Annotated in this window: 9 protein-coding genes; all 9 read right to left on the bottom strand. The window is 45.3% G+C overall.

Annotation, left to right across the window (positions count from 1 at the left end; translation table 11 throughout):
- Nucleotides 1–51: 51 nt before the first annotated feature.
- The gene (locus tag HMPREF9447_RS10785; protein ID WP_009129763.1) at nucleotides 52–1,689 is read right to left on the bottom strand and encodes a glycoside hydrolase family 28 protein; all 1,638 of its coding nucleotides are present in this window, start codon (nucleotides 1,687–1,689) and stop codon (nucleotides 52–54) included.
- A 46-nt stretch (nucleotides 1,690–1,735) separates the two neighbouring features.
- Entirely contained in the window at nucleotides 1,736–2,740 is a 1,005-nt protein-coding gene (locus HMPREF9447_RS10780; RefSeq protein WP_009129762.1) for a family 43 glycosylhydrolase, read from the bottom strand.
- Between the two features lie 12 nt (nucleotides 2,741–2,752).
- Entirely contained in the window at nucleotides 2,753–5,173 is a 2,421-nt protein-coding gene (locus HMPREF9447_RS10775) for a glycoside hydrolase family 2 TIM barrel-domain containing protein (RefSeq protein ID WP_044138003.1), read from the bottom strand.
- A gap of 343 nt (nucleotides 5,174–5,516) precedes the next feature.
- Nucleotides 5,517–6,458, bottom strand: coding sequence for a tRNA-dihydrouridine synthase family protein (locus HMPREF9447_RS10770; protein ID WP_009129760.1), 942 nt, complete (start codon nucleotides 6,456–6,458; stop codon nucleotides 5,517–5,519).
- A gap of 33 nt (nucleotides 6,459–6,491) precedes the next feature.
- On the bottom strand, nucleotides 6,492–7,619 hold the full coding sequence (locus HMPREF9447_RS10765; protein WP_009129759.1) for a glycoside hydrolase family protein: 1,128 nt from the start codon (nucleotides 7,617–7,619) through the stop codon (nucleotides 6,492–6,494).
- Between the two features lie 18 nt (nucleotides 7,620–7,637).
- Nucleotides 7,638–10,556: a chondroitinase family polysaccharide lyase gene (locus HMPREF9447_RS10760; RefSeq protein ID WP_009129758.1), complete on the bottom strand. Its 2,919-nt coding sequence runs from the start codon at nucleotides 10,554–10,556 to the stop codon at nucleotides 7,638–7,640.
- A gap of 131 nt (nucleotides 10,557–10,687) precedes the next feature.
- On the bottom strand, nucleotides 10,688–12,268 hold the full coding sequence (locus HMPREF9447_RS10755; protein WP_009129757.1) for a RagB/SusD family nutrient uptake outer membrane protein: 1,581 nt from the start codon (nucleotides 12,266–12,268) through the stop codon (nucleotides 10,688–10,690).
- A 23-nt stretch (nucleotides 12,269–12,291) separates the two neighbouring features.
- Nucleotides 12,292–15,471: a SusC/RagA family TonB-linked outer membrane protein gene (locus HMPREF9447_RS10750; RefSeq protein ID WP_009129756.1), complete on the bottom strand. Its 3,180-nt coding sequence runs from the start codon at nucleotides 15,469–15,471 to the stop codon at nucleotides 12,292–12,294.
- A 166-nt stretch (nucleotides 15,472–15,637) separates the two neighbouring features.
- Nucleotides 15,638–17,197 carry a sulfatase-like hydrolase/transferase gene (locus tag HMPREF9447_RS10745; protein ID WP_009129755.1) on the bottom strand — a complete coding sequence of 520 codons (1,560 nt, stop codon included), beginning with the start codon at nucleotides 17,195–17,197 and terminating at the stop codon, nucleotides 15,638–15,640.
- Nucleotides 17,198–17,244 lie beyond the last annotated feature (47 nt).

The raw sequence follows: 17,244 nt of genomic DNA, 5'->3' as shown, positions 1-17,244 counted from the left end.
CGGTGTTGAATCAAGAGCAAAGGTAAGCAATCGGCAGGAGAAATAATATATTTACTCTAATTTAAATGCAATCCCATTCTGCAAAATGAGTCGGTGGGAGGCTGTCCCTATCCTGATGTCATTGCCATTGTTTCGGAGCACAATACTTGCCGACTGCGTACCTTGTATGTTAACGGCCAATTCATTTCCGGGAATCTCGAACCTGACCTGATCTAATAAGATATTCCGTCCGTCAAGGATGTTAATCTTATTTTCCCGTGCCCGAAAACTTAGGTTGCGTAAAATAAATCCGTCGACATCATTCAACACAGGTATGAGTGATGTAGTGTTGACTTCACCATTTTCAATCAATACATTGTTAACGGGAATTTCCGGAATGCAGTTGGCGCTTATAAAATTGTCTGCCGACTCCACGATGAAGTCTTTTACATGAATGTTTCTCAATATCGGAGTCAGTTCAGTAACCTCTCTTAGCGGCAAACGGTTTGCCAGATCGCCCACCCAACGGCGGCTTCCCAGCATATCCCAGATGAAAGCCACGTTCACATCTATCATGCGGATGCGCTTATACAATACATTTTCCGTACCGCCTCCACGAGGCCGGAATGCTTTGAAACGAATCCCCGACCATGTACCGTTAAAAACGCAATCGTGGGCATAGATATTCTTTATATTCCCTGCCGTTTCGCTTCCACAGGTTATGCCACCATGTCCTTGTTGGGCTAAAGAGTAGCGGATGACTACGTTTTCGGTTGGTCTGCCTATGCGCACTCCTTCTTCTCCCCGGCCCGATTTCAGTGTAAAGCAATCATCGCCGCAATTCAAGGTACAATACTCGATAAGTACATTTTTAGACGATTCCACATCAATGCCGTCGCCACGGGGTATCCCCAACGAATTCACTGTAATTCCACGGATGATAACGTTCTCGCAATATGTGGGTACTACGTTCCAGATAGCACTGCGGTTCATTGTGATGCCTTCGATAAATACGTTGGTGCAATTGATTGGTGCGATTGTTCTCGGTGGTTGGAAATCTCGTCCTTCCATACCGTCGAACACGCGTTTGGCAAGAGGCATGGATGGAGGTACATCTATATCTACGTTGGCTGCAGTGTTCAAACGGGTTCTTACTTCGGAGTCCAACTCAGGACCAAGGATTGTTCCCTTACCGGTCACCGCAATGTTGTGTTGTCCATTGGCATAAATGAATGCACCGGAAGCCAACATCTCAATGCCCTCGTGGCGGGTAAATACGGCGGGAAGATAATCTTCCACCCGTCCGGAAAATTCGATAACTGCCCCTTCGGCAATGTGGAGGTTTACATTGCTCTTCAATGTAATACGCCCGGCAAACCATTTTCCGGCAGGTATCAGTACTGTTCCACCGCCTTTTGCGTTCACTTCATCAATCAGGTTATTTATCACGTCGGTAATAAATGTGTCTTTTTTAGCTCCACGTTCGGTGATGCTGACTGTGAGGTCGGGAAACACCGGTCTCTTGAAATCAGGTAACTCGAAAGGTGCATCGGTGACGGGAGCGATTTCTTCCGGCATCACCAAGGCGCCGACTTGCTCTTCCGTTGGAATCGCAACAGAGGTCGGTTGATTGTTGCAGGAGAACAAGGCGAGCGGCAATGTGAAGGCTACAAACAGGCGATAGATGGGCGTTATGCAACTTCTTTTCATGATTTGTTTTGTAAGTATATATGTAATATGAATACTGTTTTATGTGTTATTGCTCTACGAATGTAGTCTCTCCCGTCTTCATATTTATTGTATAAGGTTGGGGAGTAGGTAGCCACAATTTACCGTTACCAATTTCCAACGGCATTAACACATAGCGGGAGTCCCATTGTGTTTCGGGTTTCCAGATATCAGCCAAAAGCAGGACTGTTGTCTTCTTAGAGCCAACCACTTTAATCAACATCGATGATTGCGCTCCATATGTATTGACTTCCGGTGGAGCGATATCTTTAAATTCCGTCCAGGGTCCTTCGAGTGAAGTAGCGGTTGCGTATTTGTTGGGATTAGGTTTCCAACCGGTCAGCCCCGAACCCACACAATAGTATAAGCCTTCGTAATAGATGATGGCTCCACCTTCTATACGCTCTTTCAGGAGGCATATGTTCTTTTCAACATCCATATAGTCATCAGATAGTTTGGCAATACGGAAACCACCACTTGGGCGGTCCTCAAATATTAAATACGCGGAACCGTCTTCATCAATAAACTGGCCGATATCCCGGCTTTCAAATCCCAACGGATGGAAACGTCGTACATATTCAAACGGACCGGTTGGTTTATTGCTCACTGCAATACCCACTTGTGCCAGCTTATAGTTCACATCAATATGAACATACATGACATATTTCTTCGTCTTCTTATTATAAAAGACTTTGGGGCGTTCCAATACCCAGTTGGCAGCAAGTGTATCAGGATTAGCCATTTCCAACACATTGCCTCTGAACTTCCAGTTCGTCAAATCCTTTGATGAGTAGCAACCCACATAGCGTCGATCGGGGTCTTGACTCTGCGCACGTGCTTCGCCATACCAGTAATAAGTGTCTCCGATTTGCGTAATGCCGCCACCATGAGCCTGTATGTGATTACCATCCGTATCGGGCCATATTTCACCCGGACGAATAACAGTTTGCTTTTGGGCAAACGTATCAGTGAATTGAGTTACTAAAAAGAGTGTGAGGAGAAGGCGTCCCCGTTTCAATAAAATGTTCTTCATGATATATATTATTTAATTAGTGATTGGATGTACAGTTAAGGTTTTCTCTGCCTGTTTCAGACCTGTTGCCGTAACTTTCAATTTTACGGTTCCGGCGATTTGTCCTGATCGTAGAATAGCCATGGCAAAACCGTTGTGGAGAGCTTTTTTATGGCCTGTAAATAAATCATCACTTGTATGATCGCCATTATCCACTGCAATTAACTGTGCGGCTCCACTGACGTGGAAAGTTACTTCGCCGGTTGCCGTCGGCACTATGCGTCCCTTGCTGTCAACGGCATATACCTTGACATATTGAAGATCCATACCGTCGGCTTTCCAGGTGGCATTTTCAGTTTCTATTTTTAGTCGAACGGCTTTTCCGGTAGTTTGTAGCTCGTGTTGGGCTACGACTTTGCCTCCTTTCCGGGCAATTGCTGTAATTTTGCCGGGAGAGAATGGGACGTTTTCCCAATATATGACATTGCGTTTTGTTACTTCAGTCGTATTCTGTTTCACGCCGATAGATTTGCCATTCACCAGTAATTCCACCTCGTCGGCATTGGTGTAAGTATAAAGATTATATGTTTTTCCCTCTTGTCGGTTCCAGTGTGAGGAGATGTATTTTCGTCCCACTATCATGTCGTTCCACAATCGTGTATCACCTTCTCGATCAACGATTCCAATATATACCAATGGTTCATCTTCGAAAATACTTTTAATTAAATAGGCTTGCGGGTTCGGTTCTAAAGAATGATTAAAGAATGAATAGTCCCAGCCCTTTCTCGGCCAGCCAGCGGATTCTCCCCAGTACTCGATGGCTCCCCAATAAGCCAATCCGACCATTTTCTCTCTGTCCATTCCGAAGTAAGGAGCTGCCAACTCATTGGTTACAGCCTCGCTTTGATAAATAATCATGTCGGGAGCATGTTTCAGATACTCTTGGTAATCATCCCAGCAATAGTTGAAACTGGCGACTTCGGTTACGGTTGCTAATTCGGGTGGAACAATGTTTTCTTCAATCCTGAAAGCTGGGTCGTGTTTTACAATGCCTCCGGCACGGGCAGGATACATGCCAACCGTTGTCTTGCGGGTAGGGTCGTAACGTTTGGCTAACAGATTTAGGATTCGGTAGGTAGTTACTCCCCAATCGTTTGTTGGAAATCCGCATCGTTCTTCCTGAAATTGCAGTTCATTTCCAAAGCTCCACATAATGACCGAAGGATGATTGCGGTCCCGTTTAATCCATTCTATAAGATTCTTATACCAGATTTCAGTCCATGGCGCACTTCCTGCCCAGGCAATGGTGTTGCTCCACTTGTCGTATAATTCATCAACGATCAGAATTCCTTTCTCGTCGGCAATTTTCATGAATGCCTTTGAATAAGGATTGTGTGACGTTCGTATATGATTAAAGCCAAAGGCCTTAAGTTTGTCCATCATGCGGGCAATCGATGTTTCGTGAGCGGCTGCCCCCACAGCCCCTAAGTCGTGATGATTGGCAATACCTTTAAGGAAAACCTTTTTACCGTTTAATTTAAATCCGAATTCCTTGGAGAACTCAATGGTACGGATACCAAACTTCTCAGTAAGTTTATCAATCACTTGGCCGTTTAATATCAGTTGAACTTCCGCAGTGTAAAGATGGGGAGTTTCGCAGGACCAAAGCTGCGGATCAGAGATGATGACCTTTGGCAATGGAACTTCTTCTATAGGGCGTCTTGAATTTTGTGGGGCCAACGTTTGAGTTTCGGCTACTTGTTTCCCTTCAGGCGAAAATATTTTTGTTAGGATTTCCAGTTGCTTCTGATTGTTCTTAATCCCCTCCACTTCCACTTGTACACTGACCTCGGCATGCTGATTGGCGATGTTGGGAGTTGTTATAAAAATGCCGTTACGAACAATGGAGATGGTATCTTTTACGATTAAATGCACATCCCGAAAAAGTCCGCCGCCTGTGTACCAACGGGAACCTCCTTCTGTAGAAGCACGAACGGCAATCACATTAGCGGTATCGTATTTAATAATATCCGTTATATCTGATTCAAAACCAAGATAACCATAATCTGTTCCACCAACTTTCTTTCCATTTAACCAAACGTTACCTGTTAGCATGATACCTTCAAAATCAAGTAATATCCGCTTTCCCATCCAGCAGGAATCTGCTTGGAACGTTTTTCGATACCAACCTATACCTGTCGCTTTATATCCGCGCCCTCGACTGGCAGATTCATCCCAGGGTTGTTCAAACTGAAAATCGTGTGGCAAGTCCAGCTTGCGCCAATCACTATCATCAAAAGTCAGATGGTGGGCATTCGTAACCTCACCCCATTTGAATTTCCAACCAAAATTGAAAAGCTGGTTTATTCTAATATGCTCATTGTTGTGCTGAGCAAAAAGAGGCGTTATGCAAAAAAGCCCAATAATAATTAGCAAAATTCTCATATTCTTCATCTTGGTATTGAATAAGTTAATAACTCGTTGTATATTGATTCTAATTTTAACTTCATGCAGAAATTACGCTGCGAAGGTACCAGGAGAGGGAAAATAGTCTATGGATGGAAGTACAATTTTATGTAGTTATTGTCAAAAGTCAAGGTTGCGAGACCCTTTATTGCAAGGTTGTCTCTAAAGATAAATATCAAACGGTTCTGCGCTTTGCGTGCAAGGATGCTGCCAGTTTTGATGTGGAGTTAAAGAAATAATTTTGTGTTTCTTGTTCTGCTTAGCATCTCCCTATTGAAACCAATAGTTTTAATAGGGAGATGTTATTTTTATGTGCATTTGATAAGCGGAGTTACTTTAGCAGGTTGTTTACCGCAGTCTGATAAGTCTCCAGTTTATTGGCTTTATGAATAGCTTTCTTTGCCTTTCGGTCACCATCCGGCATCATGTATTCCCAGAAGCTTTTCATTTTCGTGAGTAACTGCCCGTCTCCTCCTTCCAGGAGATTGCCGTATTGTGCAAATATGTCTGCATGGAACAATCTGAGTTTCTCCTGCATCTCTTTATCAGAGAGCGGATGTCCCTGTTGGTATTCCAATGCCAGCGCCGGGTTGGCAAGCAGTCCGCGTCCTATCATAACCCCTGCCAGGTGCGGGAAACGTCCGGCAATGGTATGTATATCTTCTGTCGTAAGCAAATCTCCGTTATAAATCAGCGGGTGGCGACATTCGTTATAGAAAGCTTCGAAACCTTCCAGATTGACTTCTCCTTTGTATTGCTGCTTTCCCAGTCGTGGGTGCATAATGATGTGTGTCAAGGGAAGTTCGTTCAGCAAGGGGAGCAAAGCCAGACATTCTTCCGTATTCTCCCAGCCCAACCGCATCTTTACGGAGAATTGCATATCGGGATGCTTCTCTATGGCAGTGGTCAGCAAGTTGCGCACTTCTTCCGGATAAGGCAACATTCCCGAACCATTGTGGCGTTTGGCAAGAATGGGGAAAGGACATCCCAGATTGATGTCCACATTTCTATATCCTTTCTCTATGAATAGGGCGATTATCTGCTCCATCTTGTCCACATCCGGTGCAATAAGTTGGGGAATGAGATTCACTCCCCGGTTGTTGTCCGGAGTAATCTCCCGCATATCTTTCCGCCGGATTTCTCCGCGTTCCACACGTACGAAAGGACTGTAATAACTCTCTACACCGCCGAATATACGGGCGTGTGCTTGTCGGTAGATGGCCTCGGTGTAACCTTGCAACGGGGCGAAATGGATGGGGAGAATATTCTGCATATCAATTGTTTGTTCAATTCTCTGCAAAGGTAGCTATTTTAGTGGAATAACCATGTTCCAGGAACGGGTACCATTCTCAAATTCTCCGAGGCCGTCCATGGTTGCAAAGAATATGAATGTAGGTTTACCGTCCTCAAAGAGGATGAAAGGACGTTCCAGTTGGCCTTGTCTGGCAATGGTGCCATCTTCCCATTCTACGGTTTTTGAGTATGCTTTCGGGTCTTTGTCCACCGTCCAGTTGATGCCATCCCGGGAGTGTGCCATCACGCCACCACCTCTTTCACCGGTGTACTTGGCAACATGGTCTTTGAAGATGACGTGGTATTCTTCTTTATCTTTCCAGAGGAAAGGGTCTTCCGCTTCGCCTTGTCCGTCTACCTGAAAGATGGGTTGTTCATCATTTAATACTGTGTATGGTCCTTCGATGGAAGGGGCATAAGCGATGCCTAATGCCATATTTGAGTACTTTTCATTGTCCAGATATTTGCGTCCCTTGAATATCATCAGGACGGAACCGTCTTCTTGCACTATGGGGGAAGGATTGGAGGTCAGGAAGCTGAAAAAGGTATTGGGCTTTGTCTTTAGAATGGGTTCGTCCAGTCGTTTCCAGGGGCCATAAGGTGAATCGGCCACAGCCAGACCTATACGCTTGTTGGAGCGTGCCACAGTACACCAGGGACTATCGAGTGTTAATTGCTCGTAAGTAGGGTCGGTGAAAGGGTGGGTGGAGCCCATATAAATCAAGTAATATTTATGGTTGTACTTCAATATCCGCGGATTGTGTGTGGAGCGCCCGTCCCAGTATTGCGCACCCCGTGCGGGCAGTGCGACTTCACTGAACCGGTAAGGTCCCTGTGGTACGTCCGATACGGCATGGACGATTTCCGAAGCCACCATCCAGCCCGGATGGAAGGGGAGTGACTTCGGAAAGCGGGATACGAACATATGATATTTGCCATCATCTCCTTTTACCACGGAACTGCCCCAACTCCAGTAGCCCTCACTCTCGAATGCCGGAGTATTTATTGCTTTGCCCAATTGGTGGAACAGGCGGTTTTGTGATTGCCGCTTTAGCTCTATCAGGTTGTCAATCTTTTGGGCACGAAGCATGCCGAGGGTGGAGAGACTGAGCAATAGTAAGAGGAAATAATACTTTTTCATGCTTCTTTCGATTTAATGTTATTTTCCTGATTCTGTTGTTTCTTTGGTTAAACTGAATTCTACCGGTTGCCCGTGTTGACAAAGAACAATGATATCGGTATTTGTTCCGTTTTGTATCAGCTTTACCTGCGGGTGAGATGTTCTTAATTCCCATTTCCCTTTCACTTCAAGCCTTTTTTCAAGGATACGACTGGGCTGTTTGGTGGTATATGCCTTTTCCTCAATATTGAGGTTGGGATCGCATACACTCATAATGATATTCCCTTTATCGCTTCTGTACATGACCATCGTTTCTGCCGGGATGAGGCTGAATACATTATCCTGTTGAGATTGATAAGTCTCAAAAACAGCATAAGCAGTGATTCCTGTCAGGAGATCGTGAACGATATGGGCGCTGTCGTTGCGTTGCACTACTTCATAGGTCTGCAAGGCGTCATGTTCTTTCAGTTCCTGATTGGTTGGTTGTATCCATACCAGATATTCGTACGTTCCGTTTTGTGGAGCTCTGCCATGTTCTATCCAGGCAGAGGCAAATGTTCCCTGTGTGTCGGCACGTGTCTTCTCATGAAGGGAACTCTGTTGGGCAATCTGTACCTGTACGTCACCCTCTTTTACGAAATAGTAGTTATTGTAACCATCTATGATAGAAACTAACTTTTGCGTTTCTGCAGAAAGTTTCTTTTGGTATCCGACTTCCTTTTCTTCCTTTCCATTGACGCAGATGGAGCTTTCTCCTTGTTGAAATGTGCTTTGGAACAGCGTTGTTTCAGTAGGGTAGTTACTATTACTGTTGTGGATGCCTGTACCCAGGCATATCATTCGGTTATCAAAACAGAATACTGACTTGCGGGCGATGAAGTCCGGAGTGAAATTCTTCAGTTCTCGTTCCATCAGCTTCATGGCAAACATACCGTTCTTTCCTTCCAGGGAACTGCTGCCGGAGAAGTTTTCTTTGGAGTGTGCCATAGTGGTACCTGACAGTGGACTATCCAGCAATTCGAATGGTAAGTGAATAGTGGTGGTGCCCGGCAGTCGATTCCAATCCCAGCCATTCTCATCGTAGCCGCTGGCAAGACGGGACGGGTACCCCATTATTTGTACAGAACCGTAGCTTTGATAACGTCCATAGCGATTGTCTTTCCGGTAAATCTCCGATCCCCATACGTCAGTGGTGTATCCTTTCAAAGTAACCATCCAGTCATTTCTCCGAAAGATACCTGCAGAACCATAATTATACACGAAGAAACCTTGCGGGGCAGGAGCGGGAGTGATACCTTGTTTTTTGAAGAAACGGGCTTCGGGTGTATCTTTGTCGCAAAGCCTCAGATAGTCTGCTGCCAGATGATGGTCGAAGACATTGCTTTCTCCTGATAAATCTCCCGATAAAGCAAGATAAGCAAAAGCCGCCACATCATCCGCTTTCATAGAGCCGCCGAAAGGATGACGTCCGCTGATGCCGATTCCCCATTCATATTTATTGGAGTAGTTGCGCATGGCGATGAAAGCTGATTTTAATACTTGGCGGGCCTCTTCCGTAGGCTCATAGGCGGTTTGATTGGTCAGAGAAATGAATTGTCCTACCATGGCAAGCACTCCTGTGGTATATGCCGGATAGAAACCACCGTGATGAAAAGTTGTCCCGTCCACTTTAATGCCCCCAATGGTGCCGGGAGTATATTGAAGCGAGGAAGATACCCAGCGGGAAAGTCCTTTTAATGCCCGTGCCCGCTCCCGCTCATCGGTGAACAACAGGGCGGATACGGTCTTTGCCATCAGAAGGGTGTGCCAACTATCCAGTAATTCATCCCTGCCATGCTGATAAGGCTTGCGGGTTTCCTGTAGAGCGGACCAGAAAATGAGGGTAGATAAAATATTATCACGATTGGGAGCTTTCCAGATAGCATCGCGCATGAGCCATGCAGTAGTGTAGATTTTCCGTACCTGATAGCCGTAATGATGATTGGTACCCATTCCACTACCATAGGCAAAGCCTTGGTTGATGGCAAAGTCCCATACAGTGAAGTAATTTTGCAGGGAAGCTTCGGAATGATTGTAATAGGCGTCATAAGCAAATCCGGAGAGCATAGTTTCCAGGTCATTCCAGGATATTTCTCCTTTGGAGCGATCCAGTTCGTCGGGGGTTAAGACCGGAGCACCGGTAAAGCCTGCACCGGAAGGCTGGATGTTAGTTTTCTGAAAGACGCTGTAGGCTTTGTGTATTGCTTCTTTGGGGGCTTTCTGAATGTCGAGAGCGGCTGTCAATCGTTGTTCCACGCTATGTAGTTCGTCTTTTTCTGTCTGACTGAGAATGGTAGGCAGGGGAAGATCGTACTCATATTGTTCCCATTGCCAGACGCGACACCAATGCCATAGGTCGCGATAAGAAAGGGAATTGTTGTAGGGCATTTGCAAATCGGGGGTGGTGCGGTCGTTCATCTTCTCTACGGGGAAGGTCAGGCGATCCAGAAAGATGCTTCCTTTTCGTTCGGGAGCTATTAAGCGGTAACTTGCTATCTCTTTCTCTTGCTTATCTCCCTTCATGTGTTGGAAGCCAATCCAGCAGGCACGCCAGCCGGCTACTGCCAACCGGAAACTGAACCAGTAGGAGACGTGTCCTTGCGGGGAAAGAAACTCAAAGCGGATGGAATCCTGCTGGGGGGCTTCGTTGTAAATCCACAGGGTAATCCCGTATGTATTTTCCATTTGTTCATTGAGGACAAGGGGGTGTTCCAAGGTGATATTTAGCATAGAACCGGAACGGAAATCCCATTCCAAACTTTGTTTGCCTTCTTTATAATACCGGGTGGACAAAGAAACCTTTCCCTTACCGATAGTTCTGAACTGTTCAGGAATTCCTGTCTCGAAACCTATGAACTGGGCGAGGGAAACTTGGCTGCATAGCAACGCAAGAATGAATAGCAAATGTTTTCTGGTCATAAGATATATTGTTTTTGAGGTTTTATAAAAAGGGGAGAGGAACCTCACGGTCACTCTCCCCCACACATATCAAATTGATTAAGGTCTATTTGATTTCATTTTAAGGTTAGAAGCTCTGTGCAACTAAATAATTATTTCCAATACTTGTTTTGTTCCAATTTGGTATTCACACCCAGTTCCTTGGTGGGGATAGGAAGGAATTGGTTCTTTTCTGTTGTATTACTAACGTATTGTGCAGCTCCTTTGGCATTATTGGCAGTGGACCAGCGTGCATCGTTAACTGCTGCTCCCAGGTCTTCTTTGATTGTCTTATAATAGATACCCCAACGTACCAGATCGTACTTGCGGAGAGACTCAAAGCAAAGCTCACGACCACGTTCGTCACGAATCAGTTTCTGAAAGTCAGCATATGACAAATCTTTTACTTCGTCGATTCCTGCACGGTTGCGTACCTCGTTGATGCAGGTATAAGCTAATGCTGTAGGACCTTGGTTGGCTTCATTTTCTGCTTCAGCCAACATAAGCAATACATCAGCATAGCGCAGCAGGCAGTAGTTCTCCTGAGTGTAGTTTTTATGTTTAGGACTGCTGCTTTCCCATTCACGGCGATATTTTCCACAACGACGGTCTACAATCTGATTGTCTTTCCAGGCAACTTCTACGTCTTTGTTGTTGAGTTTGTAAGGAGCCATGGCAAGGTCACGACGAGCATCTTTAGCATCATACAAATCCCACAGAATCAAACTGCCGGCATAGAATGCATAAGTATAACCGGCGCCTGTACCGGCTGAGTTTTCCTGAAGATTACCGATTACGTTACCGATGCGGCTTTCAGTGTAGCTACCATCATCACGTGTACCAACGAATTCTACTTCCCACATGCTTTCGTTGTATGTAGTTTCATACTGGTCGGAAGCTAAGGCTTTCCATGTGGCATATACATCAGGATTCAATTTATGCTTCTTAGAGTCGTACACAGCTTTGGCGTACTTGGCAGCCTTTTCATAAAATGCCTTTCCACCTTTTGAAGGTTCACCTGCGCGCCACAGACATACGCGGGCAAGGATACCTTCTACTACGGTTTTCTTCACATGTGAAGGAGACAGGTCATAGCTGCTGTTATCTACCATATCGAGACAGTCTTCCATCTCCTGAATAATCCAGTCGAGCGCTTCGGCGTGGGGGGTGGCCTCCAGACTGCTGACAGTGATGTCTTTTACTGTTTCTTTACGGATGGGTACTTCATACCAACCTTGCACCAGCAAGAAGTGGTAATAAGCACGCAGGAATTTAGCTTCTCCTTTAATACGCGTTTTCACTTTATCGTCAGAGATGCTGGCTGCATCAATATTATCGAGCAATACATTGGCATTGTTGATACCAGAGTAAAGAGCTTCCCAAGCGTACCACAAATCGGTATTGCCTGTGTTATGTGAATTGGCAACTACTGCATTGGTCTGGTTCGCACGGTAGTAATAGCTCAAATCATCAATGTTGGATAGCATGCACGAGTAACGGTTCCCATATACATGTTCTGCCGCCATTGTCCAGTATATACCGGCTAATGCCATTGTACAGTCACTCTCATTCTTGTAGAATGTTTCGGGCGCTACAAAGTCGTAGGGCTTGGTGTCGAGCATGTCACAACCCGCCATAGAAGCAACTATTGCCAGGATGCAGGTCTTTTTGAAGATATTCTTGATACTTTTCATATTAGTTTCTTGATTTTAGGTAATTAGAAGGTTATGTTAACACCGAGTGAAGCGTTGAATGAACGCGGATAAGCGGACCAGTCGAAACCGGGGGTCAATACACTGTTACGTGTAGAAACTTCAGGGTCGGAACCGGAATAACCTGTAATGGTAGCAATGTTCTCTGCCGAAACAAAGAGTCTGGCTGCACTGATACCCAGAGAACGTAATGTGTTAGGTGTGAAGTTGTAACCCAAAGAAATAGTTTTTAACTTCAGGAATGAACCGTCTTCCACATACAAAGAACTGTAATATTCGGCACCGATAGCTCTTGCACGAGGCATATTGCTGGTTGGATTTTCAGCACTCCAGCGGTTTGTATAAGAAGCGAACATGTTTGTGTTCTTTTTGGATTGCGGGTTTTCAAACACCATACGGTTGGCATTCAAAATGTCGTTGCCGTAACTCCATTGCAGGAAAATGTTAAGATCCCAGTTCTTGTAAATGAAGTTATTGTTGAAACCACCCGTATGCTTGGGCTGTCCGTTACCAATGATAGTGCGGTCGGCATCAGTAATCAGATTACCTTCTTTATCACTCAACTTCTTGTATTTCGGATCACCCGGTTGTGCAGCGTCCGAGATACGAACTACGTCATCTTTCAGTGTGTAGATAGTTTTCCCGTTTGCATCTACCGAAGTGTTGAAATCGTCGTATTTGTAAGTACCGTCATAGATGAAACCATACATACTTCCGGCTGCATCACCTTTCTTACTGATGTAGGCAGGCATTGTTTTGTATTTATTATCCCAGTTGACGAAACTAATCATATCATCCTGTCCATCATTGAGCTCTACAATCTTATTGCTGTTGAAAGCAATGTTGAAGTTAGAGGTCCATGTGAAGTTCTTCTCTTTGATATTGATGGTTTCCAGAGTGAGTTCGAAACCTTTATTGCGCAGTTTACCAACATTCAATGTAGCACTGGAGTAACCGGAACTTGCAGGCACGTCTGCACCCAGCAATAGGTCTTTGGTGGTTTTGATATAGTAGTCCATCGTAACGTTGATACGTCCGTCAAAGAAGCCTAAATCCAAACCTAAGTCATATTGTTCAGTAGTTTCCCATTTCAGTTTCTCGTTGGCCATAGAACCTAATACATAGCCGGGATAGAAAGAACTGTCCCAGGGGTATTTGTACACATTGGAACTGGTAACCAATTGTGCCATGTAGTCGAAGTCACCAATACGGTTGTTACCTGTGAGACCCCAGCTTACGCGCAATTTACCGTTAGATAACCAAGGAAGTGGGTTGGATACGAACTTTTCACGTCCGAATGCCCAAGCCAATGAAGCGGATGGGAAGTAACCCCAACGGTTGTCCGGAGAGAATTTTGAAGAACCGTCAGTACGCATAGATGCCGTAACATAATACTTGGATGCATAATTGTAGTTGATACGTCCCAGATAAGAAATCATGGCGTTTTCTCCTTGCGATGCCGTAACAACGGGTGTTGCAGAACCTTTACCGATACCGGACATGCCGAAGGCCTCGTTTGTAATCTGTTCCTGAGTGATGCTGCTCAGATAGCTGGTGTACTTCTGGAAAGTGGCACCGACCAGAGCGTTCAGATTATGATCGTTCTTTGCATAAACGTATGACAATGTGTTTTCATTCAGGTAGTTTCTTGTTTCCTGTTGTCTCAGGAATGCGTTGATACCTTTGCTTCGCGTATTGGACGGATGCGTATTACCGGTACTGGTCTGGCTTCCGTTGAATTCTTCTCTTTTGATATCACGACCGGTATATCCGGCAGTAGTTTTGAACTTCAGGTTCTTGATGATTTCCCATTCCACGCCTAAGTTAGCTTGCAGATGGTTGGTTGTGGTACGGCGGAACTCATTCCTTGCAGAAAGTACCGGATTGAAGCGGTAGTCATTACTCATGTCTACATCACTATCGTACAGTTCTGCCAGAAGGTCGGAACCGGAAGGAGAAACCGGACGATAACCCCATACGCTATACATCAGTGAGTTGGACACTGTTGTTTCTGCTGTGGAGGGATTTGGACCATTCTGTACGTTGCTTGCAAAGTTTGCATTTGCATTAATCTTTATGCTCTTATTGATTTTCTGGTTGAAGTTGAAACGACCTTGATAACGAGAGAGGTCAGAGTTGATGATAACACCTTGCTGGTTGCTATAAGAGAGTGATGCAGAGTAGTCCATTTTGTCGCTGCCACCGGTTAAGCCTACATAGTGGTTGTGGCTGATAGCTGTGCGATAGACTTCGTCCTGCCAGTCATAGCTCTTGAAGTTTTTATAATCATCGAGGGTTATGCCATCTTTCAGATAGTAATAAGCAAACTCATCCACTTTTTCTCCGTCTACATCTTTTGTGTTTCCTTCCATGATTTCTTTTTGCAGGCTGACAAAGTCGTAGCCATTCATCATATCCATTGTGTTCTTAACCTTGCTTACGCTGACACTACCATTATAAGAAAGAGTGGCTTTTCCAGCTTTACCTTTCTTGGTTGTGATGATAACAACACCATTGGCACCACGCGAACCATAGATTGCAGTTGCAGAGGCATCCTTCAATACGTCGATAGATTCGATATCGTTCGGGTTGAGGGCACTCATACCGGAAGTTTCGCTGGGGAATCCGTCAATTACGTACAGTGGGGCAGTACTCTGAGTCAATGAGCCGGCACCACGGATTACGATATTGAAGTTATCACCCAAACCACCATCTGTAGAAGATACCTGTACACCGGCGATACGTCCGCCTAATGTCTCAGCTACGTTGTTGATAGGAGTTTTTGTCAGGTCACTCATGTTAGCCTTACCGATAGCTCCGGTCAAGTCGCGGCGTTTAACGTCACCATAACCAACGGCCACAACAACGACTTCATCCAGCGCTTGTGCATCTTCTTGCAATGTAACATTGAACGTCTTTTGATTTCCGACTTTGATTTCTTGTGTTTTGTAACCTACAAAAGAGAATTGCAGTACATCAGAGGGTTTAACGTTGTCAATCTTGAAACTACCGTCAAGTGTGGTGATGGTTCCGTTAGTAGTTCCTTTCACAACGACACTAACTCCGGGAAGCTCTCCCATTGTGTCGACAACTTTACCTGTAATTTGGCTTCCTGTCTGTGCTTGTACTCCTAATACACAGCAAAGAAAAGTTGCCAATAGAATTAAGGTTACTTTCTGTTTCATAAATATTAAATTAAATTAGTTATTAAAAGGGTTCTTCTTTCTTACTATAAGACTCGAATCACAATGCAAATGTATGCGATTGGATAGGAGACGACTTTAGTTTTTAGTTCGCAAAAAGTACGAATTTGTACATTCTTGATAAAGAATCGCTGTTCTGTACGATTCTTTACTCTGTTCTCTGGTTATTGCCTGTCTTTACCAGCTCCAGTAGCTCAGAGAGCTCTTTTACCATCTCAGGATGTGCTGCCGCCACGTTGTTTTTCTCCGATGGATCTATGGAAATATTGTACAACTGAGGCTGTGGATTGTTTCCTAACTCCATCTTTGTCCAATGTTCAATGGCAGGCTTGTCACTCGGTTCGATATACTTCCATGCACCTTGAATGATAGAGAGGGTATTGTTCAGATTTTGCTGTACTACGTAGTCACATCCGGTGGTATCTTTGCCTAAGAAAGTACCCAGTTGGTCGCGGCTGTCCGGAGCAACGGTTGCAGGGGTAAGGGGATGATTCAATAAAGCTGCAAGAGAACCATATACATCAATCATCGAGAACAAAGCCTGTTGTTTACAGGGTTGAATGCCCGCAGGCCAGCGTACAATGAACGGAATCCGTGTTCCGGCTTCGTAGGCACTATACTTTCCACCGCGATATTGCTTCATAGGTGTATGACCGTTCAGCAGTTCGAGAGCCTGATCTTGATAACCGTCATCAATCACGGGGCCATTGTCGCTACAGAATACGAAGATGGTATTGTCGGCAAGATGAAGGCTGTCCAGAGTGTTCATGATTTCGCCTACTGTCCAGTCCAGTTGCAGGATGACGTCGCCACGGGTGCCCATGCCGCTCTTTCCGGCAAAACGGGCATGGGGGACGCGGGGAACATGTACGTCTTGTGTACCCATATATAAGAAGAAAGGTTCATTCTTATGATTCACGATAAAATCTTTAGCTTTAGCGGTGATGACGTCGGCAATGTCTTCATCTACCCAAAGGGCGGATTTACCACCGGTCATCCAGCCGATGCGAGGGATACCATTAACAATGGTGTTATTATGTCCCTGGCTCGGTTTCAGTTTTACGAGTTCCGGATTTTCCAGTCCGGTAGGCCAATCGCCCACTTTGTGGTTGTAGTTGACGGTTATGGGGTCGTTAGGGTCGAGACCTACGACGTGACCGTTCTCTACGAATACACAGGGCACGCGGTCTACGGTGGCTGGTATGATGTATTCGTAATCGAACCCAATGTCTTGGGTATTCGGTTTAATGAGATGGTTGAAGTCAGTGCCGCCTTTAGGACCGAGTCCCAGGTGCCATTTGCCGACGGCTCCGGTGGCGTAGCCTTCTGCTTTGAACATATCGGCCATGGTGACACAGGCTGTGTCGATAATCAGTTCTGAATTGCCCGGAGCGATGCCGGTGTTTTCTTGTCGCCATGGATACATACCCGTCAGCAAGCCGAAGCGGGAGGGGGTGCTGGTGGAGGAGGTGGCATAGGCATTGGTGAATTGTACTCCTTGTCCGGCAAGGCGGTCGATGTTGGGGGTACTTATTTTGGTGGCACCGTAGCAACTCAAGTCACCGATGCCAAGGTCGTCGGCAATCAGATATATAACGTTAGGTTTCTGACGGGAATTGTCAGCAGTTTCTTTTTTCGACGGATTTCCACATCCTGCTATCAGGGCTACGCCCGGAAGGAGGGTCCATAAAGAGGAGAATTGTTTCATAGTTCCTTGACTTTAGATTATTATTTCTGAGGTCAAAGGTAGCGGCT

Source organism: Bacteroides oleiciplenus YIT 12058 (genome assembly GCF_000315485.1).
GTDB classification, from domain to species: Bacteria; Bacteroidota; Bacteroidia; order Bacteroidales; family Bacteroidaceae; genus Bacteroides; species Bacteroides oleiciplenus.
The sequence above is the reverse complement of the archived record's forward strand: the minus strand, read 5'-3'. Positions and strand labels throughout refer to the sequence as shown.

Bases quoted from the DNA above. Each gene is read 5' to 3' on its own strand.
- HMPREF9447_RS10765 (WP_009129759.1), bottom strand. From the start codon at position 7,619: ATGAAAAAGTATTATTTCCTCTTACTATTGCTCAGTCTCTCCACCCTC.
- HMPREF9447_RS10775 (WP_044138003.1), bottom strand. From the start codon at position 5,173: ATGAAGAATATGAGAATTTTGCTAATTATTATTGGGCTTTTTTGCATA.
- HMPREF9447_RS10780 (WP_009129762.1), bottom strand. From the start codon at position 2,740: ATGAAGAACATTTTATTGAAACGGGGACGCCTTCTCCTCACACTCTTT.
- HMPREF9447_RS10755 (WP_009129757.1), bottom strand. From the start codon at position 12,268: ATGAAAAGTATCAAGAATATCTTCAAAAAGACCTGCATCCTGGCAATA.
- HMPREF9447_RS10745 (WP_009129755.1), bottom strand. From the start codon at position 17,197: ATGAAACAATTCTCCTCTTTATGGACCCTCCTTCCGGGCGTAGCCCTG.
- HMPREF9447_RS10785 (WP_009129763.1), bottom strand. From the start codon at position 1,689: ATGAAAAGAAGTTGCATAACGCCCATCTATCGCCTGTTTGTAGCCTTC.
- HMPREF9447_RS10760 (WP_009129758.1), bottom strand. From the start codon at position 10,556: ATGACCAGAAAACATTTGCTATTCATTCTTGCGTTGCTATGCAGCCAA.
- HMPREF9447_RS10750 (WP_009129756.1), bottom strand. From the start codon at position 15,471: ATGAAACAGAAAGTAACCTTAATTCTATTGGCAACTTTTCTTTGCTGT.
- HMPREF9447_RS10770 (WP_009129760.1), bottom strand. From the start codon at position 6,458: ATGCAGAATATTCTCCCCATCCATTTCGCCCCGTTGCAAGGTTACACC.